18 protein-coding genes and 2 pseudogenes are annotated in these 24,436 nt (G+C 67.0%); 10 read left to right on the top strand and 10 right to left on the bottom strand.

Translation table 11 applies throughout. From position 1 onward, the window contains the following. Window positions 1-165 precede the first annotated feature (165 nt). Window positions 166-2,691 carry a DNA topoisomerase (ATP-hydrolyzing) subunit B gene (gene gyrB / locus J5T34_RS15760; protein ID WP_208580556.1) on the top strand — a complete coding sequence of 842 codons (2,526 nt, stop codon included), beginning with the start codon at window positions 166-168 and terminating at the stop codon, window positions 2,689-2,691. A 97-nt stretch (window positions 2,692-2,788) separates the two neighbouring features. Here gyrB and J5T34_RS15755 read toward each other — a convergent pair whose 3' ends face one another. From J5T34_RS15755 to J5T34_RS15745, 3 genes are all read right to left on the bottom strand, one after another. Next, a complete protein-coding gene (locus J5T34_RS15755) occupies window positions 2,789-3,334 on the bottom strand; it encodes a dihydrofolate reductase family protein (RefSeq protein WP_208580672.1) in 546 nt (181 codons plus the stop codon). A 65-nt stretch (window positions 3,335-3,399) separates the two neighbouring features. After that, the gene (locus J5T34_RS15750; RefSeq protein ID WP_208580554.1) at window positions 3,400-5,355 is read right to left on the bottom strand and encodes a kelch repeat-containing protein; all 1,956 of its coding nucleotides are present in this window, start codon (window positions 5,353-5,355) and stop codon (window positions 3,400-3,402) included. Window positions 5,356-5,645: 290 nt separating this feature from the next. Continuing rightward, window positions 5,646-7,007 carry a saccharopine dehydrogenase NADP-binding domain-containing protein gene (locus J5T34_RS15745; protein ID WP_208580552.1) on the bottom strand — a complete coding sequence of 454 codons (1,362 nt, stop codon included), beginning with the start codon at window positions 7,005-7,007 and terminating at the stop codon, window positions 5,646-5,648. Between the two features lie 71 nt (window positions 7,008-7,078). Here J5T34_RS15745 and J5T34_RS15740 point away from each other — a divergent pair, with 71 nt between their 5' ends. Then, complete coding sequence (locus J5T34_RS15740) at window positions 7,079-7,402, top strand: winged helix-turn-helix transcriptional regulator (RefSeq protein WP_347880660.1); 324 nt, start codon at window positions 7,079-7,081, stop codon at window positions 7,400-7,402. Window positions 7,403-7,421: 19 nt separating this feature from the next. Beyond that, a complete protein-coding gene (aac(3)-IV, locus tag J5T34_RS15735) occupies window positions 7,422-8,174 on the top strand; it encodes an AAC(3)-IV family aminoglycoside N-acetyltransferase (protein ID WP_347880658.1) in 753 nt (250 codons plus the stop codon). A gap of 19 nt (window positions 8,175-8,193) precedes the next feature. Here aac(3)-IV and J5T34_RS15730 read toward each other — a convergent pair whose 3' ends face one another. The 4 genes from J5T34_RS15730 to J5T34_RS15715 all read right to left on the bottom strand — a co-directional run bounded on the left by J5T34_RS15730 (window position 8,194) and on the right by J5T34_RS15715 (window position 12,689). Beyond that, the gene (locus J5T34_RS15730) at window positions 8,194-8,604 is read right to left on the bottom strand and encodes an FKBP-type peptidyl-prolyl cis-trans isomerase (RefSeq protein WP_208580547.1); all 411 of its coding nucleotides are present in this window, start codon (window positions 8,602-8,604) and stop codon (window positions 8,194-8,196) included. A 68-nt stretch (window positions 8,605-8,672) separates the two neighbouring features. Then, complete coding sequence (locus J5T34_RS15725) at window positions 8,673-10,184, bottom strand: class I adenylate-forming enzyme family protein (protein ID WP_208580545.1); 1,512 nt, start codon at window positions 10,182-10,184, stop codon at window positions 8,673-8,675. Window positions 10,185-10,306: 122 nt separating this feature from the next. Further along, window positions 10,307-11,962: an acyl-CoA dehydrogenase family protein gene (locus J5T34_RS15720; protein ID WP_208580543.1), complete on the bottom strand. Its 1,656-nt coding sequence runs from the start codon at window positions 11,960-11,962 to the stop codon at window positions 10,307-10,309. Further along, window positions 11,955-12,689 carry a TetR/AcrR family transcriptional regulator gene (locus J5T34_RS15715; protein WP_244258955.1) on the bottom strand — a complete coding sequence of 245 codons (735 nt, stop codon included), beginning with the start codon at window positions 12,687-12,689 and terminating at the stop codon, window positions 11,955-11,957. The genes J5T34_RS15720 and J5T34_RS15715 overlap by 8 nt, the downstream gene beginning before the upstream one ends. Here J5T34_RS15715 and J5T34_RS15710 point away from each other — a divergent pair. Continuing rightward, window positions 12,689-13,669 (top strand): Rieske 2Fe-2S domain-containing protein, encoded by a 981-nt coding sequence (locus tag J5T34_RS15710; protein WP_208580541.1) that lies wholly within the window; start codon window positions 12,689-12,691, stop codon window positions 13,667-13,669. The two genes, J5T34_RS15715 and J5T34_RS15710, sit on opposite strands and share 1 nt — an antisense overlap. Then, window positions 13,653-14,447 carry a thioesterase family protein gene (locus J5T34_RS15705; protein ID WP_208580539.1) on the top strand — a complete coding sequence of 265 codons (795 nt, stop codon included), beginning with the start codon at window positions 13,653-13,655 and terminating at the stop codon, window positions 14,445-14,447. Before J5T34_RS15710 ends, J5T34_RS15705 begins: the two co-directional genes overlap by 17 nt. A gap of 30 nt (window positions 14,448-14,477) precedes the next feature. On the opposite strand, the gene J5T34_RS15700 is transcribed toward J5T34_RS15705, so the two are convergent. Beyond that, the gene (locus J5T34_RS15700) at window positions 14,478-15,554 is read right to left on the bottom strand and encodes an Ldh family oxidoreductase (protein ID WP_208580537.1); all 1,077 of its coding nucleotides are present in this window, start codon (window positions 15,552-15,554) and stop codon (window positions 14,478-14,480) included. Window positions 15,555-15,600: 46 nt separating this feature from the next. Beyond that, window positions 15,601-17,334 carry a thiamine pyrophosphate-binding protein gene (locus tag J5T34_RS15695; RefSeq protein WP_208580535.1) on the bottom strand — a complete coding sequence of 578 codons (1,734 nt, stop codon included), beginning with the start codon at window positions 17,332-17,334 and terminating at the stop codon, window positions 15,601-15,603. A 328-nt stretch (window positions 17,335-17,662) separates the two neighbouring features. Between J5T34_RS15695 and J5T34_RS15690 the strand changes: the two genes are divergently transcribed. The 5 genes and pseudogenes from J5T34_RS15690 to J5T34_RS15670 form a co-directional block, all read left to right on the top strand. Continuing rightward, the gene (locus J5T34_RS15690; protein WP_208580668.1) at window positions 17,663-18,640 is read left to right on the top strand and encodes a Bug family tripartite tricarboxylate transporter substrate binding protein; all 978 of its coding nucleotides are present in this window, start codon (window positions 17,663-17,665) and stop codon (window positions 18,638-18,640) included. Between the two features lie 57 nt (window positions 18,641-18,697). Beyond that, window positions 18,698-19,797, top strand: a pseudogene (locus J5T34_RS15685) (malate/lactate/ureidoglycolate dehydrogenase). Between the two features lie 137 nt (window positions 19,798-19,934). Then, window positions 19,935-20,861: a 2-hydroxy-3-oxopropionate reductase gene (locus tag J5T34_RS15680; protein WP_208580533.1), complete on the top strand. Its 927-nt coding sequence runs from the start codon at window positions 19,935-19,937 to the stop codon at window positions 20,859-20,861. 7 nt (window positions 20,862-20,868) lie between these two features. After that, window positions 20,869-21,819: a LysR family transcriptional regulator gene (locus J5T34_RS15675; protein ID WP_208580531.1), complete on the top strand. Its 951-nt coding sequence runs from the start codon at window positions 20,869-20,871 to the stop codon at window positions 21,817-21,819. A gap of 199 nt (window positions 21,820-22,018) precedes the next feature. After that, window positions 22,019-23,179 (top strand): annotated as a pseudogene (locus J5T34_RS15670) (tripartite tricarboxylate transporter permease); the annotation flags it as partial. 75 nt (window positions 23,180-23,254) lie between these two features. Here J5T34_RS15670 and J5T34_RS15665 read toward each other — a convergent pair. After that, a complete protein-coding gene (locus tag J5T34_RS15665) occupies window positions 23,255-24,196 on the bottom strand; it encodes an alpha/beta fold hydrolase (RefSeq protein ID WP_244258954.1) in 942 nt (313 codons plus the stop codon). Between the last annotated feature and the right edge of the window lie 240 nt (window positions 24,197-24,436).

The following is a 24,436-nucleotide window of genomic DNA, read 5'->3' as shown; positions in this document are numbered from 1 at the left end:
CTCTCGCAGCGGGCAAACAGCCCCTGCGACCGACCCGCAGTAGCAGGGGCAGGATCATGGCGATCCGCCCCTTTGCCGTTTTTATGTAACCGCCATGCGGAGGGCCGATGGCCGCGTCGTGACCCGGCGCGCCGCGCTCCCCGTATTTGCCGTGAGTAGGAAAACATGACCCAAGAGCAGAACCCGCAACAGGAAAACAGCTACGGCGCCTCCTCGATCCAGATCCTGGAAGGCCTGGAGGCGGTACGCAAGCGGCCGGGCATGTATATCGGCGACACCTCGGACGGCACCGGCCTGCATCACCTCGTGTTCGAGGTGCTGGACAACTCCATCGACGAAGCGCTGGCCGGCTACTGCACGGAAATCCAGGTCACGATCCACACCGACAACTCGATCTCGATCATCGACAACGGCCGCGGCATTCCGTCCGGCATCAAGTTCGACGACAAGCACGAACCCAAGCGCAGCGCCGCGGAAATCGCGATGACCGAGCTGCACGCGGGCGGCAAGTTCAACCAGAACAGCTACAAGGTCTCCGGTGGCCTGCACGGCGTCGGCGTGTCCTGCGTCAACGCGCTGTCCAAGTGGCTGCGCCTGACGGTGCGCCGCGACGGCCAGGCGCATTACATCGAGTTCGCCCAGGGCGCGGTGCAGAACCGCATCGTCGAGACCGTCACCGGTCCGGACGGCCAGCCGGTCGAAGTCTCGCCGATGAAGGTCCTCGGCCCGACCGACAAGCGCGGCACCGAGGTGCACTTCCTCGCCGACGAGGCCATCTTCACCAACGTCGAGTTCCACTACGAGGTGCTGTCCAAGCGCATCCGCGAACTGTCGTTCCTCAATAACGGCGTGCATATTCGCCTGACCGACCAGCGCAACGGCAAGGAAGAGGATTTCGCCTTTTCCGGGGGCGTGAAGGGTTTCGTCGAATACATCAATCGCGCCAAGTCGGTGCTGCATCCGAACATCTTCTACGCCAATGCCGAGAAGGAAGGCATCGTCGTCGAAGTGGCGATGCAGTGGAACGACGGCTTCAACGAGCAGGTGCTCTGCTTCACCAACAATATTCCGCAGCGCGATGGCGGCACCCACCTGACCGGCCTGCGCGCGGCGATGACGCGCGTCATCAACAAGTACATCGAAGAGAACGAGATCGCCAAGAAGGCCAAGGTCGAAACCACCGGCGACGACATGCGCGAAGGCCTGTCCTGCGTGCTGTCGGTCAAGGTGCCCGAGCCCAAGTTCAGCTCGCAGACCAAGGACAAGCTGGTGTCGTCGGAAGTGCGGCTGCCGGTGGAGGAACTGGTATCGAAGGCACTGTCCGACTTCCTGCTGGAGACGCCGAACGACGCCAAGATCATCTGCGGCAAGATCGTCGACGCCGCACGCGCGCGTGAAGCCGCGCGCAAGGCCCGCGAAATGACCCGCCGCAAGGGCGCGTTCGACGGCATGGGCCTGCCCGGCAAGCTCGCCGACTGCCAGGAGCGCGATCCGGCGCTGTCCGAACTATTCCTGGTCGAGGGCGACTCCGCAGGCGGCTCGGCCAAACAGGGCCGCGACCGCAAGTTCCAGGCGATCCTGCCGCTGAAGGGCAAGATCCTGAACGTCGAGCGCGCGCGCTTCGACAAGATGCTGTCGAGCCAGGAAGTGCTGACGCTGATCACCGCGCTGGGCACCGGCATCGGCAAGGACGACTACAACCTCGACAAGCTGCGCTATCACCGCATCATCATCATGACCGATGCGGACGTCGACGGCTCGCACATCCGCACGCTGCTGCTGACCTTCTTCTACCGGCAGATGCCCGACATCATCGAGCGCGGCTACGTCTATATCGCGCAGCCGCCGCTGTACAAGGTCAAGCACGGCAAGGACGAGCGCTATATCAAGGACGACAACGAGCTGAACGCGTACATGCTGCGCCTGGCGATGGAAAAGGCCAGCCTGCTGCGCCCGGACGGCAGCGAAATCGCCGGCGAAGCGCTGACCGAACTGGCGCGCCAGTACCAGCTCGCCGAAGCGGTGATCGGCCGCCTGTCGCGCGTGGTCGACAGCGACGCGCTGCGCGCGATCGCCGACGGCGTCGAACTGAACCTCGACTCGGCCGAAGCCGCCGAAGCCTCGGCCCGCGCGCTGAAGGCCAAGCTGTCGGAGATGCACGCCAAGCGCCTGAACGGCGCCGCGGTCAATGACGACGGCACCGCCGACGTCTACGCGCAGTTCGACGAGAAGAACGAGAAGCACCGCCTGATGGTGGCCCGCCGTCACCACGGCAACGTGCGCCTGTCGCACATCGATTCCGACTTCGTCCATGGCGCCGACTACGCCGCGCTGGCGCTCGCCGCCAAGACCTTCCAGGGCCTGATCCCGGTCGGCACCAAGGTCCGCCGCGGCGAAGGCGAGAAGCTGCGCGAGCAGACCGTCAACGACTTCCACGGCGCGATGCAGTGGTTGCTGTCGGAAGCCGAGCGCGGCGTTTCGCGTCAGCGCTACAAGGGCCTGGGCGAGATGAACCCCGAGCAGCTGTTCGAAACGACGCTGGACGTCACGCAGCGCCGCCTGCTGAAGGTACAGATCGAGGATGCGATTGCAGCCGATCAGATCTTCACGACGCTGATGGGCGACGAGGTGGAGCCGCGACGCAACTTCATCGAGTCGAATGCGTTGGTGGCGCGGAATATCGATGTTTGATTCGATGTCAGATTGAGCGCCGCCGCAGCAAGGCGGCGTCTTCCAAAGACGCGAGACGCCCGACCGTTCACCGGTCGGGCTTTTTTTTATGGCCCGCTCAGGCCATCGAAGACACCACGCGATAAGTCGACTGCACCAGCCCGGAAGGAAAACTGCGGCTCGATACCAGTGCGAGATCGATGTCGTGCGGCAGCGCCCCGAACAACGGCCTTCCCGACCCGATCAGAACGGGAACGGTGGTGATCACCATGTCCGCGATCAGGCCATCGCGCAGGAACGACTGCACCAGCTGCCCGCCGTCGACATAAACCCGACGTACGTTCTCGCGCGCCAATTCCTCCATCGCGTCCTTCGGCGTCCGATTGGAGAAGCGGACCTTTCCCTCCAGCGCCGCGGGCACCGGTGTGCCCGCCAACCGTGCGGACAGCACGAGGACAGGCCGGTCATACGGCCATGCGTCGAACGTCAGCACCTTTTCATAGCTGCCGCGCCCCATCACGATCAGATCCTTGTCCGCAATGAAATCCGTGTAGCCATGGTCTTCGTCGGGATCGTCTCGCTGCAGGAGCCAGCCGATATCGCCATCGGGGCGTGCGATGAAGCCGTCCAGGCTGGTGGCGATGAAAACGTGAGCGGTAGTCATGAGATTGCCTTGATTGGTACGCCGCGTATTCTTGTCGCCAATGGGACCGGCGCAAGCGCCGACCATCACGGGCGATATCGCTCCACGGCGTCGAGGCTGCTGTTGCTGGAACCGCCAACCATCAGAACGCTACCGTCCAGAAGCAACGTCGCGGCGCCCGCACTGCGTGCCACCGACATGGATGCCGCCACGGTCCACACATTGGCGTCGGGGTTGTAGATTTCGGCGCTGGCCAGCCGGACGGAGTTGCCTCCACCGGCGACCAACACCCTGCCGTCCGCCAACCGCGTCATCGTGGCCAGTGCACGCGCTGCATTCATGGCACTGGAGGTCCATGTCGAGGTGACGGGGTCGTAGAGCCATGCCGTGCTTCCCATGCCAGTGACGAGCACCTTGCCGTTGCTCAACAGCTCCGACGACGCGATGACGCTCGCCCCGCCCGGGAATGGCACGGGCGCACTCGTGCCGGTATCGTTCACGGGAAACAGCTCGGCTGCGGGCAGCGATCCGATCGGTCCGATGCCGCCGACGACCAGCATCGTGGTGCCTCCCGGCAGCAGCGTCGCCGCGTGCTGGCCGCGGGGATAGGCCAGACTGGTTGTGAACTGCGTCCAGGTATTGGTCGCGGGATCGTACCGTTCGGCGGTCGAAACCACGCCGGTCCCGCCTGTGGTGCCACCGATGACCAGCACCTTGCCATCCGGCAGCAGCGTCGCCGTATGCCTGGTGCGCCCCTGCGCGAGGCTCGCGGCCGCCTGCCACGTGCCGGTGGCGGGATCGTAGATTTCCGCCGAGGGGCTATCCGAGCCGCCGACCACCAGCACTCTGCCGTCTTTGAGCCGGGTAGCCGTCGCTTCATAGCGGGCATTGGCCATGTTGGCCGTGGCGGCCCAGAGATTCGTAGCGGGGTCATACAGGAATGCCGCTCCGGTCGGTCCCGATGTCCCGTGGCCGCTGGCCACCAATACCTTGCCATTGAGGAGGGTCGTCGCCGTCAGGTAATGGAGGGCTGTCGGCATGGAGCTCGCCGCCACCCAGCTTCCGCGCCCGGTCACGGCGATTCGCACTTGCGCATCCGTGCTGCCTGCCCGATTGGAGGCGGTAATGGTGTAGACCGCTTCCGACTGGATCGTCGTTGGGGTTCCGGCGATCACGCCGCTTTGCGCATTCAGGCTCAGGCCCGTCGGCAACGCCGGACTGACCGTAAAGCTCGCGGCCGCACCGCCTGCGACGATCGGCGCGTTGGGGACGATGGCCTCGCCGGCGACGTACAGCACGGCCGGTGAGCTGTATGCCAGGCTGGAAGGCGCCACGATGGCCGCTTCCACGGCAATGCGCAACGTCACGGTCGTCTGGCCGCCCGCATTGCGGCCGGTGACGGTATAGCTCGCCTCGGCGGCCGCGGCGGTCGGCGTTCCGTTGATGACGCCGGTCCGGGTATCGAACAGCAGCCCCGCCGGCAGCGCCGGAGTAATGGCGTAGGCATCGATCGGCCCGCCACCGTTGCTGGGTCCGTTCGCGACAATGGGCTCGCCCACCGTGTAGACGACGGCGGGCTCCCGGTAAGCCAGCTGGCTTGGCGCCACCGCAGTCTTGCGCACTTCGATCTGTACTCTGGCCGTCGCGCTTCCGGCGCCGTTCTCGGCCGTGACGACATGGACGGTCGAGGGAGCGACTGCCGTGGGCGTGCCCGAAATGACCCCGGTGACCGCATCGAGCACCAGGCCGGCGGGCAACGCCGGTGCGATGCTGTAGCGCTCGACCGCACCGCCGCTCGCACTGGGACGATTTGGCACGATGGGCTTGTCGACTTCGTAGACGACCGAAGACATGCCGTAGCTGATGCCGGCGGGCGCCTGCTGGGTCGGGATTGGGGTCGTCGCCTGCTTATCGTCGTCATCGTCGCCGCCGCACGCGGACAGCAGTGACAGAAAGCACAGGGACAGCAACAGCAGCCATTGGCCCGGCCGCGGCAGTTGTCGCCGCGGGGGGATCGCGGCATGGCCCAAGAGATTTGTCATTTTTTCCGGATCCAAATGCGTTGATTTACGGCGCGTTCCCGAATGACAACGGTATTGCCTTGCAAGCCGACACGCAGCCGTTGCGGCAATCGCATTCGATATGGGCGGAATTGCTAATCAACCCAGCAAATTGGCGATGGTCCGGGAATCGGCGCAATATACACCAGTTAATGCAGGGGTCGATTTGCGCCAATACCATTGAATTGGCCATGGTTTGACCAAGGCATCGTTTTTTCCGGCCGTGTTGGATGACGTAATGGAATATTTGGGAATGCGGAGCGTCGACGCTATCAGGGCAGTGGCTCGTCCAGCAGGAAATCGCCAAACGCCAGCGACGTCGCCCCCGGCTTCGGCAACCAGTCCGTTGCATGCCCGCCCAATGGCCCCCACCAGTGCGCCGCATCGGCAAGCACCGAACGGAAGTCCACTGCATCAGACTCCACCACGCCGCACCGCGGGTTCGACAGGACCCACCGCATCCCGGCCACCAGGCTCGACGCCACCTGCAGGCTGGTCGCCGAGTTGTATGGCGCGAGCGAGCGCGCTCGCTGGATACCCAGTTGCGAGCCGTACCAGATGCCGCCATATCGCCCGCTGAGCAGCAGCACGCCGAGCTCGTCCTCGCCGCCGACGATCTCGTCGCGCAGGATGCGAACCCTGCGCACGCGTGGGGCGGCGCGGGCGTCCAGCCATTGCATCGAGGCCAGCGTGGCGTCGGTGGGGCGGTAGGCGTAGTAGACGGTGGGCCGGTAGAGCGGCTGGCCGGCCGCATCGTCGGTCAGGTACGCGGCGATCGAGATCGATTCGTTGTGCGTGATCAGGTAGGCGTCGAAGGCGCCGTGCAATGGCGACCACGAACGCACCCGTGTCCGATGTCCGGGCCGGTCGATTCCGATCGCCGCGCCGCAGCCGAAGTTGTGGCGATAGCCGCCGGATGGCAGCGCGGGTTCGTGCGTGCCCCATCCCAGTTCGGCATCCTGCAGACATTCGGTGATGAAGCCCTCCGCCGACCAGGTACTGGCGAATTCGCCGTCGCGCGGAAAGCCGGGGACTTGCTGGCTATCGTATTCGCTGATCTGGATCACACGGACATCGAGACTGCGCGCGAGCGCCGCCCAACCCGCGCGATCCTGGAACGCGGCTTGTTTCAGCCCGGCGCGGCCGGCCAGCTCCATCAACGCAGCCTTGGCCAACACCGACACCATGCCTGGATTGGCACCATGGGCCACCAGCGCCGTCGGCTGCGTCTGGCGGCCCCGGGCGAACGCCAGCATTGCTTCGCGCAACGCGTAATTGCTCAGCTGCGAGGCGTGCGCGTCGTCGGCATAGTCCCAGGGTTCGACCCCGGCATCGACATAGAAGGCGCCGCGAGACTGCGCCAGCGCGATCAAATCGCGGCTGCAGACAGCGGGCGCGACGCTCAGCAAAAAAGCGCCAGGGCGCAGCAACGGGGCGAGCACCGTCTGGAAATTGTCCGCGGTAATGCGGGCCTGCACCGCGCGCAGCCCGTGCGCCACGACCAGCTCGCGACGGCGATCGTCCAGCAGCCGATCGACCACGGTAATGGCAGCCCGTGGCCATGCGCGCTCCAGCAGCGGCAACACGGCCTGCCCGATACAGCCAAAGCCGACGATGACGATTTGGTCGATCACGCGAAAATCTTCAGCCCCGCAACGGCGGTCTCTCGTTCCCTCCGTTCAGATTAGCCAAATTGGCGAAAGACGTGATATTGACGTGCGCGGGGCGCCTGCGTAGTAACGGGGGAAGGCAAGCCGTATTCGATTTCCCTCGTCGGACGCCGTGTGAGCATGCCAAGCCGTTGCGCACGGGAGAACTTCGTCGGCTGCTCGATGGCATCACCGAGAAAATGCTGACCCAGCAATTGCGCGAGATGGAGGCGGACGGCATCGTGCGCCGCGAGGTGTTTCACGAGGTACCGCCGCGTGTGGAATACTCGCTGACGCCGGCCGGTCGGGAATTGAATCGGGCGCTGGGGCCGGTCGCCGAATGGGGACAAAAATATGCGTCATCCCGACGATCCACGTGAATGGCAAAACGCCGAATTGGTGGCGCAGTTGCGCACGCTCGGCGTACCTGCCGGCGCCGTGCTGCTGGTTCACGCTTCGTTCCGCCAGGTCAGGCCCGTGGACGGCGGCCCGCAAGGATTGGTCGACGCGCTGCGCGCCGCAATCGGCCCCACCGGCACGCTCGTGATGCCGTCCTGGGGCGACGATGACGATGCCCCGTTCGATCCCGCCTCCACACCAGCTTCCGCGGACCTCGGCATCGTCGCCGACACCTTCTGGCGCGGGCCCGGTGTCATCCGCAGCGACCATCCATTTGCCTTCGCCGCGGCGGGGCCGCAGACACATCGCATCACCGCGGATCCCTTGCCGCTGCCGCCCCATATCGCGGCCAGCCCCGTGGGCCGTGTGCACGAGCTCGATGGGCTGGTGCTGCTGCTCGGCGTGGGCCACGACGCGAATACCACGATTCACCTGGCAGAACTGATGGCCGGCGTGCCTTACGGCGTGCCGCATCACTGCACGGTGCTGCGCAACGGCAGGCCGGCTCGCATCGACTATCTGGAAAACGACCACTGTTGCGAGCGCTTTGCCCTGGCAGACGATTGGCTAAAAGAAAAGGGCCTTCAACGTGAAGGCCCTGTCGGCCACGCCAGCGGGCGCCTGTTTCGCGCACGCGATATCGTCGATGTCGTGCTACGGCAATTGGCGCGCGATCTGCTGATCTTCCTGCATCCGCCGGAGGCGGGCTGCGAGGAATGCGACGCCGCGCGCCGGTCGATCAGGCCCGCGTAGCGGCCCGTTCAACCACCGCTCAACCGCCGATACCCAGCAGTTCCACCTCGAAGTTCAGCGTCGCATTCGGCGGAATCGTGCCCGGTACGCCGCGCGAGCCATAGGCAGTGTTGCCGGGGCATACCAGTTTGGCCTTGCCGCCGACCTGCATCTTCTGCACGCCCTCCGTCCAGCACGGGATCACCCTGTTGAGCGGGAACGAGATCGGCTGTCCGCGCTTGTACGAGCTGTCGAACTCGGTGCCGTCGGTCAGCGTGCCGCGGTAGTGCACCTTGACGGTATCGGTGGCCTTTGGCGATGCGCCATTGCCCTTGGTCAGGTGCTGGATCGAGACGCCGGAGGGCAGCGTCTGGGCCGGGTCGGCGGCCTGCGCGGCAAACGACAGCGCGCCGAGCGAAATGAGCGAAGCAAGCAGGGAGAGACGGGTCATCGCGAATATCCGTTGAGTCAGCGAAGGCACAAGGATAAACCGATTGCGCCCCGACTCTACCCGCTCCATCAAACCGACTCGCGCAGCCGCTCGCGCAACTGGTACTTCATCACCTTGCCCGTCGGCGTGCGTGGCATCGCCTCGACGACGCGCACCTGCCGCGGCACCTTGTACTTCGCCAGCCGTTCCGAACAGTAGGCCTGGATGTCGTCGATATCCACGCTGCTGTCGGCCTTCGGCACCACCACCGCCGCCACGCTCTCGCCCCACTCCGGATGCGGCATGCCGACCACCGCCACCTCCGAGATCGCCGGATGGCCCGCCAGCACGTCCTCGACCTCCTTGGAATAGACGTTCTCGCCGCCGGTGACGATCATGTCCTTGACCCGGTCGACGATGAACAGATAACCGTCCTCGTCGATCCGTACCAGGTCGCCGGTGCGATACCAGCCGTCGTGGAACGCCGCGGCGGTGGCGGCGGGATCGCGGTAATAGCCCTGCATCATCGACTGGCAGCGCATCCAGATTTCGCCGACTTCGCCGGGACCGGCTTCCTGTTGTTCGTCGCGCATGACCTGGATGGTGCAGCCGCTGACGGCGTGCCGGCCGATCGAGCCCGCCTTGACGACCTGCTCGTCGGGCAACAGCGCGGTACCGGTGGGGCCGGTCTCGGTCATGCCGAAGACCTGATAGAAGCGCTCGGAGCGGTAGCGGTCGGCGAGCATGCGCGCCGTGCCGGCGTCGATCGGGCCGCCGCCATACAGCCACGCGCGCACGCTCGACAGATCGTAGTTGGCAAAGTCCGGTGCCATCTTCAGCGCCATCAGGTAGGCGATCGGCGCGCCGAAGAACAAGGTGCATCGTTCCTGCTGCACCGTCTCCAGAAACCGCACCGGGTGATATTCGGGCAGGAGCACCACGGTGGCGCCGACGAACAGGCTGCCGACCAGCAGATTGTTCAGCGGAAAGCTGTGCCAGATCGGCATCGCCAGCAGTACGCGGTCGGCGGGGCCGAGGCCATAGACGAGGCTCGAGCCGGTGCCGGCGAGAATCACGTTGGCATGCGAATGCATGCAGCCCTTCGGCCGTCCGGTGGTGCCGGAGGTGTACAGCAGCTCGGCAAGATCGTCGTCGTCGACGTCGACCGGTCTATAGGCGTGCTGCTCGCTTTCCGGCGCAATGACAGCTAGCCCCGCTTCATTGCCGGCAGCGGACAAGGCGAACGCCGGCGGCGCACCGTCCAGCTGGCGATGCAGATCGGCATCGACCAGCCACAGCCGGCTTTCGCTGTGCTCGAGGATATAGGCGGTCTCAGGCGCGGCGAGCTTGTGGTTCACCGGTACGGCAACGGCGCCGATATCGAGGATCGCGTAGTAGGCGATCACCCAGGCGGCCGAATTGCGACCCTGCAGCGCAATCTTGTCGCCCTTGCCGATGCCCTGCGCCTGCAGCCACGCAGCGGTGTGTTTGACGCGTCGTCGCAGCTCGTCGTAGCGAATTCGCTGCGCGCCATCGACGATGGCGATATCCGCCTTGCGCTGGCGGGCGACGCTGTCGAGCGCCTCATTGATCGTCCACATGCTGTCTCCTCCTTGGGCCTTGAGGCCGGTTCTTCGTCCGGCCGTTTGCCGTTTGTCTACGGCGTTGGTCTACTGGCTGTCTTGCAACATCCTCCCCGGTGATTCGATCCGGCACGACGCCATCATGCGTTCGGCCGCGCGGTTCCCATCGCCAGCGCATCGACGGCGGCGGCGATATCGGTGCCAGTGGTGGCCGGCACCAGTCCGTCCGCGCAAAACAGTTCGGCCGCGGCCAGCCCTGCCGCATCGCGCTTGACCCGCAGGCGCCATTCGGCGGCCTCGGCCAGCAGCGCGGCCTGATACGTGCGTGCCATGCCCCATGCCAGGCGGCGGCCCTGCGCTTCGTCCGGCGCGTTGATCATCGGGATCAGCGTGTCGAGCGCGCTCTCGATGCGCTGGCGCAGCCCCCGCGTCGCATCGAGCGACAGTCCACGCAGCCGGCGCACGACGTCCTCGATCCACGCTTCCCCGTGTTCCGGCGAGCGCAATGCGCGCAGCACGTCGTGGGCCAGCACGGAGGTCGTGCCCTCCCAGATGCAGTGCACATGCAGATTGCGGAACAGCCGCGGCAGGCCGGTGTCCTCGATATAGCCCGCGCCGCCGAAGCTCTCGAGCAGCTCGCTGCCGGCCCAGACTGCCTGGCGTGCGCAGGCGAGCTTGGTCAGCGGCGCCATCAAGCGCGACAGCGTGCCATCGGCGCCGTGCTCGGCCGCGCCGATCAGCGCCGCGGTCTGGAAGTTGAGTGCGAGCATCGCCTCGTATTCCGCGGCGATGCGCGCCAGCCAGGCGCGATGCATCGGCTGCTGCCCCAGCGGCTTGCCAAAGACCTCGCGCTTGCCTGCGTAGTCGCGCGCCAGATCGAGCAGATGCCCGACTCCGGCCGGACCGCCCCACGAGGCCCACAAGCGCGCGATGTTGAGCAGGCCCGCCATCTTGCCGACGCCCTGTCCGATTTCGCCGACGGGCACCGCAATGGCGTCCTTCAAGTCCAGTTCGGCGGTCGGCAGCGCGCGCGTGCCCAGCTTGTCCTTCAGGCGCCGGACTTCGATGCCGTTCCAGCTGCCATCCGGTCGGCGCAGCTCGATCAGGAACAGCGACAGGCCACGGCTTCCCGCTTGCGCGCCCTCGGGCCGCGCGAGCGCCAGGGCCATCTGCCCGGTGGTGGCGGAGGTGAACCACTTGGTGCCGGTCAGCGCCCAGGTGCCGTCGCCCAGCCGGCGCGCGATGGTCGAACTGCGACCCACGTCCGAGCCGCCCTCCTTCTCGGTCATCCATTGGCCCGAGGTCCACGCATCGTGCCGGGCGGTCAGCTTCGGCACATAGCGCTGCGCCAGCTGCGGATCGTGCTGCAGCAGCAGGCGCGCGGCGCCGTCGGTCATCACCAGCGGACAGTCGGCCACCGCGCAGGCAGGGTCGTACAGATTGACCAGCCCGGCCTGTACGACGCGCGAATGCTCGCCGTAGGGCGTTTCGTAAGGCAGGGCGACTAGCCCTTCCTCCTGGCCAATCTGCACCAGCCGCAGCCAGGCAGGATCGACGCGCAGTTCGTCGACGCGCCGGCCCCATGGGTCGTAGGGCACATGCTGCGGCGGATTGCGTTCGGCCTGATCGGCCAGCGGCTGCAGTTCGGTGATGGCACGCTCGCCCAGGCGATCGAGCGACGGGCTTGCCTCGGCAAACACCTCCGCGGGAAGCAGCCGCTCCAGCGTCAGCCGCAGCGTCGGATCGGTACGAAAGCGATTGCTGGATTTCGGTGCGGCTTGATGGAAGTCACTCATGCCGTCTCCTCCTCGACGGGTTGGCAGCTGCGGGCTGCGGTCCAAGGGATTGCACGCAGAAGGCGACAAGGCTGGCGACCAGATCGGCGTCCTCCTCGTCTGGATGCGGCGCGCTGAGCGGCCCCACCAGCGTTTCCGCGATGGCGCCGACGATGGCGGTGCCGACGATATGCGGATGCTGCGGCGCGATCTCGCCGGCTTCGATGCCTTGTCGCACCAAGGTGGCAAAGATCGCGCGATACGGCTCGCGAAACTGCATCCGCGCCGCATCGATCGGCGGATCGACGGGCTCGGCCAGCAGCGCCCAGGCCAGTTGCCGGCCGCGCAAGGCACGTCGCGCAAAGGTCTCGACGACACGGGCCAGCCGCTCGCGCACGCTGCCCTCGGTCTCCAGGGCGGCGGCGCAGGCGTCGATCTCGGTCTGCGCGGCGCGCTTGAACACCTCGTTGAACAGGTCGGCCTTGGTGGCGAAGTAGCGGTAGATCAGGCCGGCCGAGATATCGACCTCCGCGGCGATGGCCGGAATGTTGGCGGCGGTGTAGCCGCCACGCGCGACCAGCTTGAGCGCGGCCTTGACGATGCGCTCGCGGGTTTCCGCCAGACGAGCTTCAACTTTGGGGGTTCGACGGTAGGGCATGAAAGAAGTATCTATGCTTTCATTTCTTCGTGCAAGGTTGAGTTTCTGGTTGTAGACTCGGACAAAATTCGACGGAAAGGAGACGCGCAATGGACAGGCTGCCACTTCGCCCCTATGCGTACGGTTGGTTCCAGGTCGAGTACGGCGATGCGCTCAAGCGCGGCGATGTGCGCCCGGTGCGGGCCTTCGGGCAGGAGTTCGTGCTGTGGCGAGATCAAGATGGCGCAGCCCATCTGATGGATGCCTACTGCCGCCACCTGGGCGCGCATCTGGGCCATGGCGGCCGCGTCGTCGGCAACGAAATCCAATGTCCTTTCCACGGCTGGCGCTATGACGGGCGCGGCGAATGCACGCGCATTCCGTACAGCCCGGACGCCTCGCTGCAATCGCGCGGCATGCGGCGCTGGCCCACGGTCGAATGCAATGGCCTGATCCTGGCCTGGTGGCATCCGCACGACCGGCCGCCGACCTACGAATTTCCGCGGCTGCCGGAATACGGCCACGGCGAATGGTCGCGCTATCACCGCCATGCGTGGCAGGTGCGGACGGTCTGGCAGGAGATCCAGGAGAACATCGTCGACAGCACGCATTTCCACTACCTGCATGGCGTGGAAAGCCTGGCGGTGGTCGATCGCTTCGAGCCACGCGGCCCGATCCTCGACGTCAATATCGTCCACCAGTTCAAGACGCCGCGCGGCGTGCAGCGCGGCTACATCCAAACCACGCTATATGGGCCCTATCTGGCGACGGTGCGCTTTCGGATCGGCGATCTGGCGGAGATCCTGTTCGTCGACGCCATCACGCCGCGCGAAGCGAACGAGGTGGAATTGCGCTTCAGCCTGATGGCGCGGCTGTCGGGGATCGAGGCACCGGACATGAGCCTGGAGCTGGTCAACGAGGCGATCCGGCAGGTCAGCCAGGACGTGCCGATCTGGAACCACAAGGCGCACCGCCCTCGCCCGAGCCTGGCGCGCGGCGATGGGCCGGTGATGAAGTTCCGCGAGTGGGCACGGCAGTTCGCGGTCGAAACCGTACCGATTAGGGAGGTGGCCTGTGGACTCGCAGACTAGGCCAAGCGTATTCGCCTACGTCGGCAACAGCATCCTGCCGTCGACGCTCGCGCGCGGGCCGTGGAGTCCGGATGCGCAGCACGGCGGCGCGCCGGCCGGTCTGCTGGCCGCGATAGCCGAACGTGCGATGGCGGACGAAGCCGGATGGTCGATGGTGCGGCTGACGCTGGAATTGCTGCGTCCGGTACCGATCGCGCCGCTGCAGGTCACGCACGAGATCCAGCCGGGCGGCTCGGTACGGCGCGTGGCCTTGAGCCTGATGCATGACGACAAGCCGGTCGTGCGCGGCGTCGCGGTGTTCATGCGCGAGCGTGCGGTGGACCTGATCCCCGCGGCGGCTGCATGCCCGCTGCCGCTGCCGGACCAATGCAGCGAACCGATCCGCATCCCCGGCATGGTCGAGCAGACTTCGTTTCACTACACGGCAATGGAAAGCCGCGTGGCGGCGGGCAGCGTCGCCGAGCCCGGCCCCGCCGCTGCATGGTTCCGCTTCGCGGTACCGCTGATCGACGGCTGGCCCACGCCAGCCAGCGCCCGCGCGGCGGCCGCCGCCGACTTCGGCAACGGCATCAGCTGGGCGCTGCCGCTCGATCGCTTCGTCTTCGCGAATGCGGACCTGACCGTCTCGCTGCACCGGCAGCCGCAGGGGGAATGGGTCGGTGTGGATTCGCTCACCATCGCTCAGGCCAGCGGTATCGGACTGACGACCTCGACGCTTTACGACGAAGCTGGCGCGATCGGCATGGCGCAGCAGAGTCTGGTGATCAAGGCGCGATAGGCGCCAACGGATGAACGGAGCGGTCTGCCTTCAGCCCATCCGCTCCGGCATGCCGACGCCAAACTTCTGCAACCACGGTTCCAGCTGCGGCACGATGCCGGGATTCAGCGCGACGCCCTCTTCGAGCTGCTTCGCCTTTCTCTCGAGCGCGGCCCAGCCCGGCAGCCTGACCTGATCGACGCCAGGGCGTGGCGGGTTTTCCGCGCAGGCATCGGCGATCCATCCCATCTGGTGTTCGAATGCGTCTTCGCCGGCGAAGGCCTTCGGGTCGAGAATCTGCAGGAACACGGTATTGCCCCAGCGCTGACCCGGGTCGTCGCGTCCGTGTCCGGCCAGACCGGCGGTCAGCGCCTCGACCATCAGCGACAGCGCATAGCCCTTGTGGCCAACGTCGAGCCCGCCGAGCGGCAGGATCGAGCCCTTGTGCGGCGCCTGCAGGACGGCCGGATCGTCGCTGGGCTCGCCGTTCTCGTCGATCAGCCACGGGTGCGGCAGGCGCTTGCCCTCGCGATAGAGGCGCGTGGTCAGGCCTACCGTGGTGATCGACGTGGAGACGTCGATCAGCGCGGGACCGCGCGATGTCGGGAAACCCGCCGCCATCGGGCTCGGCGAGAACAGCGGGCGTGTGCCGCCGAACGGCGCGACCATCATCGCCGCCGGCGCCGACGAGTACAGCAGCATCATCAGGCCCTGCGAGGTCGCGCGCTCGAGATAGGCGGCCAGCGCGGCGATATGGTGGCTGCGACGAATGGTGACGGTACCGGTGCCGTACGCCTTCGCCTTTTCAATCGCGACATCGAGCGCGCGCAGCGTCAGCCACGGCCCCGGCAAGCGCTTGCCGTCCCAGGTGGCAACGGCCGCGCGGTCGGAGATCACGGCGTAGTCTTCGGCGACCTGCATGCTGCCGCTCTCGATCTCCGTCAGATAGACCGGCAGCAATTGCAGGCCGTGCGTGTCGTGCCCCATCAGATCGCCTTCGATCAGGATGTCGGCCACATCGTCGGCGCGATCGGCCGGCATGCCCGCGCGGGTCAGCACGGCGTCGGCCATGTCCCGCAGTGCAGCGGCGTGATAGCGCGGGCGAGAGGAAGAAGATGCGTTCGTCATTGGGTTCCCTCGTATCGGTCGTCGATCCCTCGTTGTCCGCGCCGGGCTACGGCAGCCGCATCGCGGGCGTGATCTGGCGCGGGTCGGTACGCAGCTCGAGCACCGCCGGCCGGCCAGCGGCCAGCGCGCGCTCGAAGGCGGCGGCAAACGCTGCGCTACTGTCGATCCGCTCGGCCCATGCGCCGCATGCCTGCGCCATCGCGACAAAGTCCGGATTGGCGATGGCGGTGCCGCTGACGCGCCCCGGATAGCGCTTCTCCTGATGCATCCGGATCGTGCCATACATGCCATTGTTGACCAGCACGACGATCACGTTGGCGCCGGCCGCGGCGGCGGTGGCCAGTTCCTGCGGATACATCAGGAAGCAGCCGTCGCCGGCGAAACAGATCACGGTACGCTCTGGCGCTCGCAGCTTGGCAGCAATCGCGGCCGGCAGGCCGTAGCCCATCGCGCCGCAGGTCGGCGCCAGTTGCGTGCGCGGGCGGCGATACGCGAAGAACCGATGCAGCCAGACCGTGTAGTTGCCGGCGCCGTTGCTGAGGACCGCATCGTCGGGCAACACGCGATCCAGATGGGCCATCACGGCGCCCATGTCGACGCCTTCGGCTTGCGGATGCGGGGCCGGCGGCGTGGCGAAGGCCACGTGTTCCGCACGCGCGGCAGCGGTCCAGTCGGACCACCGTGGCGACGCCGGCGCGGGCATGGCGGCCAGCATCGCCGCGCCCTGGTCGATGCCGGACAGCACCGCGAGGTCCGGCTGATAGACGCGGCCGATTTCCGCGCTGTCGGCATGCAGATGGATCAGCCGCTGCCGGGGCCGCGGCGGCTCGAGCAGTGTATAGCCGTCGGTGACGATGTCGCCGAGCCGGGTGCCGAAGGCGAGGATCAGGTCGGCCTCGCGCACACGCGTCGCCAGTGCGGGGCTGACACCCAGGCTCAAGTGGCCGATGTAGCGCGGGTCGCGATTGTCCAGCACATCCTGGCGGCGGAAGGCACAGGCAACCGGTAGGTCCCACGCATCGACGAAAGCGGCGAAGTCCGCCACCGCCGCCTCGCTCCAGTTGCTGCCCCCGGCGATCACCAGCGGGCGCTGCGCCTGGGACAGCAGTTCGGCGACGGCCTGCGCGTCGCCGGGACGCGGCGACGCCGATACGGGGCGATAGCGCGACGCGTCGCCGCATTGGCACTGGCCGTCCAGCACGTCCTCCGGCAGCGACAGCACCACGGGGCCGGGACGCCCCGAAGTCGCGATCTGGAACGCGCGCGCCACCAGCTCGGGGATCCGCGCGGGATCGTCGATCTCGGCCACCCATTTGGCGATGCCGCCGAACATCGCGCCGTAGTCCACTTCCTGGAAAGCTTCGCGCCCCTTGTGGCCGCGCGCGATCTGGCCGACGAACAGGATCATCGGCGTCGAGTCCTGCGCGGCGATATGCACGCCGATGCTGGCGTGGGTCGCGCCCGGCCCGCGCGTGACAAAACAGATGCCGGGCCGGCCGGTCAGCTTGCCGTCCGCCTCGGCCATATTGGCCGCCGCACCCTCGTGCTTGCAAACCACCAGGTCGATGGCCGGCTGGTCATGCAGGGCATCAAGTACGTCGAGAAAGCTCTCGCCGGGCACGCAGAAGACGCGCTCGACGCCGTGGATCCGCAGGGCGTCGACCAGCACGCGGCCGCCCGAGCGGACAGCCAGCGCTGCGGCGGCGGCGGGTGCGGCAGCCGCTGCGGTCACCGCCGGTTCGGTCAAGGCGGCGAGGGAAAGGGGGAATTGGTCACTCATGGTCCGTTCGATGGATGGCGCGACAAGAGATAGGGCGGAAAACGTAGACGCATGTTGCGACGGCGACGCCACGTTGCCCCGGCAGGGCATGCATTTCTGTTATGCATCTGATGCAAACCTTGCGACGCGGCCTGCATGTAGATTGCATGCCAGGCCACCGCTGTCTCGTCGGGTTCATGGTCCGCGGCAGTCGGATGGCGCCCCCATAACGACGACAGGAGACAACCCCATGCCGAACCTCTACCCGCCTTCACGGCAGTCCCGGCAGTTACCGCAGCGCCCCCCGCTGCGGCCGCGGATCGCGCCCTGGGTCGATCGCCTGCCCGCCATGCGGCGGTTCCTCGCCGCGCTGTGCGTGCCCGCATCCCTAGCGGCTGGGCCTGCCGCCGCGCAGGGTCCCGCCGACAACTGGCCGAGCAAACCGATCACCTATGTGGTGCCGTTCGCCGCGGGCGGCACGACCGATGTGCTGGGCCGGCTGATCGGCCAGCGGCTGTCGTCGACGCTTGGGCAATCGGTGGTAGTCGAGAACCGCGCCGGCGCGGGCGGCAATATCGGCAGCGACTATGTCGCCAAGGCGGCGCCGGATGGCTACACGCTGCTCGGGGGCACCATCAGCTCGCACGCGATCAACGTCAGCCTGTACCCGAAGATGCCGTACGACCCGGTCAAGCATTTCCAGCCGGTGACGCTGATCGGCACGTTGCCCAACGTGCTGGTCGTCAACGCCGACAGCCCGTGGAAGAGCGTCGCCGACGTGATCGCCGCGGCCAAGGCGAAGCCGGGCAGCGTCAGCTTCGGCTCGTCCGGCAACGGCACCTCGCAGCATCTGGCGGGCGAGTTGTTCGCCTCGATGTCCGGCATCAAGCTGCTGCATGTTCCTTACAAGGGCAGCAGCCCTGCGGTGCAGGCGCTGCTCGGCAAGCAAGTCGATCTGGTGTTCGAGAACAGCGTGGCGGCGATGCCGCTGATCCAGTCGGGCAAGTTCCGTCCGCTGGCGACCACCGGTCCGCGCCGTGCCGCCGAACTGCCCGAGGTGCCGACGATGGCCGAGAGCGGGCTGAAGGGCTACGAGATCGTCTCGTGGCAGGCGATCTTCGCGCCGGCCGGCACGCCGATGCCGATCGTCAACCGGCTGGCCGCCGAGATCGGCAAGATCATCCAGGAGCCGGAGATGCGCTCGCGGCTGATGGGGATGGGAATCGAGCCGTCGGGCGCCGGTCCGGCCGAGCTGGGTGCGTTCCAGAAGTCGGAGGTGGCCAAATGGGCGAACCTGGTCAAGACGGCCAACATCAAGCTGGAATGAGCGTGCCGTCTCGTTCCGTACCATCGCCGTACCAACCGCGTACCACCTTCCGAATCCATGACCGAACATCACATCGCCCCCGACGCCCTGCATCGATGGATCGTCGACCTGTGGCGCGCCGCCGGCTCGGATGAGCGCGAGGCGCGGCTGACCGCCGACCATCTGGTGATGGCGAACCTGACCGGCCACGATTCGCACGGCGTCGGCATGGTGCCGAAGTACGTGCAGTCGTGGCTCGGCGATCAGCTGCAGCTGAACCAGCGCATCGGCGTGCTGCAGGATAGCGGCAGCGTGCTGAGCCTGGACGGCAATCGCGGCATGGGGCCCGCGGTGGCCGAGGAGGCGATGGCGCTCGCCATCGGGCGAGCCCGGCAGCACGGCGTGGCGGTGATGGGGCTGCGGCAGTCGCATCATCTGGGACGCGTCGGCCATTGGGCCGAGCAGGCCTGCGCGGCCGGCATGATATCGATCCACTTCGTCAACGTGCTGTCCAAGCCGATCGTCGCGCCGCACGGCGGCTATCAGGCGCGCTATGGCACCAACCCCTTCACCATCGGCGTGCCCGTCACCGGCAAGCCGCCCCTGGTGCTGGACTTCGCCACCAGCGCGATCGCGCTTGGCAAGGTTCGCGTCGCCCACAACAAGGGCGTGACCGTACCCGCCGGCTGCCTGCTCGATGCCGATGGCGCGCCGACCGAGCGGGCATCGGCGATGTATCCGCAGAACGGCGAACCGCAAGGCGCGCTGCGGCCCTTCGCCGAGCACAAGGGCTATGCGCTGGCGGTGATGTGCGAGCTGCTGGGCGCCGCGGTGACCGGCGGCCATACGGTACGGCCCGAGACCCTGACGCATCCGCATGCGATCTGGAACAACATGCTGACGATCGTGTTCGACCCGGAGCGGCTTGCCGGCAGCACCAGCTTCGGCGTCGAGCTGGATGCCTTCGTCGCTGGCTGAAGTCTTCGCATTTGCAGCCGGGGCACGACGCCATCCGCATGCCGGGCGACCCGGAACGCGAACGCTGCCGCGCGCGTGCCGACGCGATACCGGTCGACGGCGGCACGTTGGCTCAGCTCGACGATGCCGCGGCGCAGGTCCAGGCCCGGCGCGGCGAATCGCCGGGGCCGCTGTCGCGGCTGACGACGGATCCGGCTTGAGCCTTGAGTCTTTGGCCTGGCCGCCGGCCATGGCGGCGCGGCAACGCCGACAGAGCGTATGCTGGCGCTGGTGCCGGCCGCGCCAGCCACGATGCTGGGCGGGCCGGCGATTCCCGATCGATCGATGAGGCAGACAGATGAGCAATATCGGATTCATCGGCCTGGGCGTGATGGGCGCCCCGATGGCCCAGCATCTACTCGAAGGCGGACATACGCTGTACGTCCATAGCCGCAGCGGCGCACCGCAGGCGCTGCTCGATGCCGGTGCGCGCGCCTGCGCGAACGCCGCCGAGGTCGCGCGCCAGGCGGACATCATCATCCTGATGCTGCCCGACACGCCCGATGTCGAGCGCGTGCTGTTCGGCGACAACGGCGTCGCGGCAGGGCTGTCCGGCGGCAAGGTGGTGGTCGACATGAGCTCGATCTCGCCGATCGAGACGCGCGAATTCGCCGGATGCATCGAGGCCCTCGGCTGCGACTATGTCGATGCGCCGGTCTCCGGCGGCGAGGTCGGCGCCAAGGCCGGCACGCTGTCGATCATGGCGGGCGGCAAGCAGGACGTGTTCGACCGCGTGTTGCCGCTGCTGCAGCTGATGGGCAAGAACATCACGCTGGTCGGCGGCGTCGGCGATGGACAGATCGCCAAGGTCGCGAACCAGGTCATCGTCGCGCTGACGATCGAGGCGGTCGGCGAGGCGCTGGTGCTCGCCGCAAAGGCCGGCGCCGATCCGGCGCGCGTGCGGCAGGCGCTGATGGGCGGCTTTGCCAGCTCGCGCATTCTCGAAGTGCATGGCGAACGGATGATCCGCCGCACCTTCGACCCCGGCTTCCGGATTGCGCTGCATCAGAAGGACCTGAATCTGGCGTTGTCGACCGCCCGCAAGCTGGGACTGAGCCTGCCCGGCACCGCGTCGTGCCAGCAGCTGTTCAATGTCTGCGAGGCGCTCGGCGGCGAGGCCTGGGACCATTCGGGGCTGGTCCGCGCGCTCGAACACATGGCCGATTTCGCGATCGGCGATACGCCGGCTTCCGCGAGCGCCGACAGCGCCGGGCGCGGCGCATGAGGGGCGCATGAGCGGCAACAACGCACCGACGCCGAACTCCGACGACCTCGCCTGCTTCGTCTGCGTGGCAAACACGCAGAGCATCTCGCGCGCCGCGCTGGAGCTGGGCGCGGACCAGTCCACCGTCAGCCGGCAGATCGCACGGCTCGAAGCGGCGCTCGACACGCGGCTGTTTCACCGCAGCGGGCGCGGCGTGGTGTTGACCGAGGCGGGCCATACGTTGCTCGGCTACGCGCGCCAGGTCGCCTCGACGCTGGCCGAGGCCCGCGAGGCGATCCGCGCGTCGACGGCGCAGGGACCGGCGCAATTGGTGATCGCCGCGCAGCCGACCATCGCCAATACCGCGTTCGCCAGCATCGGCACCGCGCTGAAGCAACGCTTCCCGGCCACCAGGCTGCGCTTCGTCGAGGGGCTGGCCAGTCCGCTGCTCGGCTGGCTCGCCGCCGGCGAAGTCGATGTCGCGCTGCTCTATCTGCCGGAGCAGCACGGCGCGCTGAAGGTCGACGTGCTGCTCGAGGAAGACCTGACGCTGGTCACGCCGACCTCGTGGACGCATATCGGTCCCACCTTCCCGGTGCGCAGGCTCGGCGAAGTGCCGCTGATCCTGCCGAGCACCGAGCACGGCCTGCGCGTGCTGGCCGAGGGGCTGGCGGCGCGCGCCGGCACCTCGCTGACGCTGGCGCTCGAATGCGATGCATCGAACACCGTGTCGATGCGGCTGGTCGAGGAAGGCTGCGGCGCGACGCTGCTGCCATTCGCCGCGGTCGCCGACCGCGTCGCGCAGGGACGGCTGTTGTCGACGCGACTCGCCGATCCCGTCGTCACGCGGCAGATCGCGCTGACGGTCGCGCGCAATCGGCCGACTGTCCCTGGTCTGTGGGACGTGATGCAGTCGGTGCGCCAGTCGGTGCGAACCATCGTGATGTCCGGCGCCTGGCCCGGAGCGCGGCTGGTGTGATCGCACGGCGCCGGCCGTGCGTCAAGTAACCCGCGGCCCCTGACGGGGCCCGACATCGCCCGACTTCGCCCGACAACGCACCGCCAATGCCCGATGCAATCGGGCCAAACCTGCATGCCCTGCATCGCACCAGCGCGGTGAATTCGCCGGGAATTACCCTCGTTTTCGTTCAAATACATCATGTCATGATGTATCGTTCGTAGCCATCTTCTTCGCCGGCAGCGTCGCCACGCTGATTCTCGCCGCGTTCGCCACGCCGCTGTCGGAGCTGGCGTTCAAGTTCGGGCCGGCCGAGTATTTCTCGCTGATGGTGCTGGGGCTGATCGGCGCCGTGGTGCTCGCATCGGGCTCGCTGATCAAGGCGGTCGCGATGATCGTGCTGGGCCTGCTGATCGGTCTGATCGGCACCGACGTCAACTCGGGCGTGGCACGCTTCTCGTTCGATGTCCCCGAGCTGACCGACGGCATCAATCTCACCGGACTGGCGATGGGCCTGTTCGGCTTCGCCGAGATCCTCGTCAATCTCGAACAGCGCGAGGCGCGCGAGACCTTCACCGATCGGGTGACCAACCTGTTCCCGACCAGGGAAGACTTCAAGCGCATGATCCCCGCCGTGTTGCGCGGCACCGCGCTCGGCTCGGCGCTCGGTGTGCTGCCGGGCGGCGGCGCGTCGCTGTCGTCGTTCGCTGCGTATTCGCTGGAGAAGAAGACCTCGAGGCATCCACACGAATTCGGCAAGGGCGCGATCGAAGGCGTGGCCGGACCGGAATCGGCCAACAACGCGGCCGCGCAGACGTCCTTCATTCCGCTGCTGACGCTGGGCATTCCGTCGAACGCCGTGATGGCGCTGATGGTCGGCGCGATGACGATCCACAATATCCAGCCCGGCCCGCAGGTGATGACCAGCAACCCGTCGCTGTTCTGGGGCCTGATTGCTTCGATGTGGATCGGCAACCTGACGCTGGTGATCCTGAACCTGCCGCTGATCGGCATCTGGCTCAAGCTGCTGAAGGTACCGTATCGCTTCCTGTATCCGGCGATCCTGACCTTCTGCTGCATCGGCGTCTACTCGGTCAACAACACGGTGTTCGACGTGTTCGTCGCGGCGGCCTGCGGGATGATCGGCTATGTCTTCATGAAGCTGCGCTGCGAGCCCGCGCCGCTGCTGCTTGGCTTCGTGCTCGGACCGATGATGGAAGAGAACTTCCGCCGCACGCTGCTGCTCTCGCGCGGCGACTTCCATGTGTTTGTCGAGCGGCCGCTGTCGCTGGGCCTGCTGGTCGCTGCCGCGGCGCTCGTCGCGGTAGTGGCGTTGCCCTCGGTCAAGGCCAAGCGCGAGGAAGCGTTCCAGGAGGAATAGCGAGGCGGCGGTGTTCCCTCACCCCATCCCTCTCCCGAAAGCGGGAGAGGGAGCCGCCTGCCGCAATGCCGGCGCCTACGCGCCCGTCGACACGCGAGCGAGAAAGTCCCGGATCAGCGGGCATACCTGTGCGAAATGCGTCTCCAGCAGCCAATGGCCGCCGTCGGTCATATGCAGTTCGGCGCGCGGCAGATCGCGTAGATAGGCACGGCCGGCCGCCTCGGGCATATAGCCGTCGTGCGGTCCCCACAGGATCAGCGTCGGCGGCTGATGTTCGCGCAGATAGGCCTGATAGCGCGGAAACCAGTCGAGATTTGCCTTGAGCCCTTCCATCAGCCGCACGGCCAGCTCGCGCCGGATCGGCGTATCCATCAGGCGCCAGTGCAGCGTCCATAGATCCGGCGACATGCGCGGCACGTGTTCGGGCTTGATTTCGCCGATGAATTCGTCCCGGAAGCCGTGCTCGCTGGCGGCCGCTTCCAGCGGCGCGCGATTGGCCGGCGTCGGGTCGGCCCAATAGCGCCGGATCGTCTCGTACTTGGGCCCGAGCGCGTCCTCGTAGATGTCGCCGTTCTGCACGATCAGCGCGGTAATCCGCTCCGGCGCCCGGATGGCAAGGCGCAGGCCGATCTGCGAACCGTAGTCGTGCAGATAGAGCGCATACCGCCGCAGCTCCAGCGCGTCGGCGAAGCGTTCGAGAAAGGCCGCGTAGGCGTCGAAGTCGTAGCCGAACCGGCCGAAGTCCGGCGTATCGCTGTAGCCGAATCCCGGAAAATCCGGCGCCACGGCATGCCAGCGGTCGGCGAGTGCCGGCAGCAGACGGCGGTATTGATAGGACGAGCAAGGGTAGCCGTGCGGCAGCAGCAGCGTGGGGGCGTCTTTCGGTCCGGCTTCGCGATAGAAGATGCGGATGCCGTCGAGGTCCAGCGTCCGGTGCGCCACGGCGTCCTGGCGCTCGCGCATTTCCGCCGCCCCCGACGTGGCGGAGACTGCGGACATATCGTGCGGATCGTTCATGTCGGTCCTCCGAAGATCGATTCGCACGGGGATGCAAATTGCATTCCGAGACGGGCTGTCGCCTGCTCGCCGCCCGCTGGCCCTGCCCCCGCTCTGCCCGTGCCGCGATGCCATCGCGATTGTGCAAAGCGCGCAGATTTTTCCTGGCGCGTGGGCTCTCAAGCGCCACAAGAACCGAATGCGAAAGCCGCAGGCGGTTCTCGAAAACGCTGGAGCGCCGCGCTCGTAACATGCCCGGCG

This window comes from Cupriavidus gilardii (assembly GCF_017598945.1).
Lineage (GTDB): Bacteria > Pseudomonadota > Gammaproteobacteria > Burkholderiales > Burkholderiaceae > Cupriavidus > Cupriavidus gilardii_E.
The sequence above is the reverse complement of the archived record's forward strand: the minus strand, read 5'-3'. Positions and strand labels throughout refer to the sequence as shown.

Excerpts from the sequence above, each read along its gene's own strand:
- J5T34_RS15750 (WP_208580554.1), bottom strand. The coding sequence starts at position 5,355 with ATGACAAATCTCTTGGGCCATGCCGCGATCCCCCCGCGGCGACAACTG.
- J5T34_RS15730 (WP_208580547.1), bottom strand. The coding sequence starts at position 8,604 with ATGACCCGTCTCTCCCTGCTTGCTTCGCTCATTTCGCTCGGCGCGCTG.
- J5T34_RS15690 (WP_208580668.1), top strand. The coding sequence starts at position 17,663 with ATGCGGCGGTTCCTCGCCGCGCTGTGCGTGCCCGCATCCCTAGCGGCT.
- J5T34_RS15755 (WP_208580672.1), bottom strand. The coding sequence starts at position 3,334 with ATGACTACCGCTCACGTTTTCATCGCCACCAGCCTGGACGGCTTCATC.
- J5T34_RS15720 (WP_208580543.1), bottom strand. The coding sequence starts at position 11,962 with ATGAGTGACTTCCATCAAGCCGCACCGAAATCCAGCAATCGCTTTCGT.
- J5T34_RS15675 (WP_208580531.1), top strand. The coding sequence starts at position 20,869 with ATGAGCGGCAACAACGCACCGACGCCGAACTCCGACGACCTCGCCTGC.
- J5T34_RS15665 (WP_244258954.1), bottom strand. The coding sequence starts at position 24,196 with ATGAACGATCCGCACGATATGTCCGCAGTCTCCGCCACGTCGGGGGCG.
- gyrB (WP_208580556.1), top strand. The coding sequence starts at position 166 with ATGACCCAAGAGCAGAACCCGCAACAGGAAAACAGCTACGGCGCCTCC.
- J5T34_RS15700 (WP_208580537.1), bottom strand. The coding sequence starts at position 15,554 with ATGACGAACGCATCTTCTTCCTCTCGCCCGCGCTATCACGCCGCTGCA.
- J5T34_RS15710 (WP_208580541.1), top strand. The coding sequence starts at position 12,689 with ATGGACAGGCTGCCACTTCGCCCCTATGCGTACGGTTGGTTCCAGGTC.
- J5T34_RS15725 (WP_208580545.1), bottom strand. The coding sequence starts at position 10,184 with ATGTGGACGATCAATGAGGCGCTCGACAGCGTCGCCCGCCAGCGCAAG.
- J5T34_RS15680 (WP_208580533.1), top strand. The coding sequence starts at position 19,935 with ATGAGCAATATCGGATTCATCGGCCTGGGCGTGATGGGCGCCCCGATG.
- J5T34_RS15695 (WP_208580535.1), bottom strand. The coding sequence starts at position 17,334 with ATGAGTGACCAATTCCCCCTTTCCCTCGCCGCCTTGACCGAACCGGCG.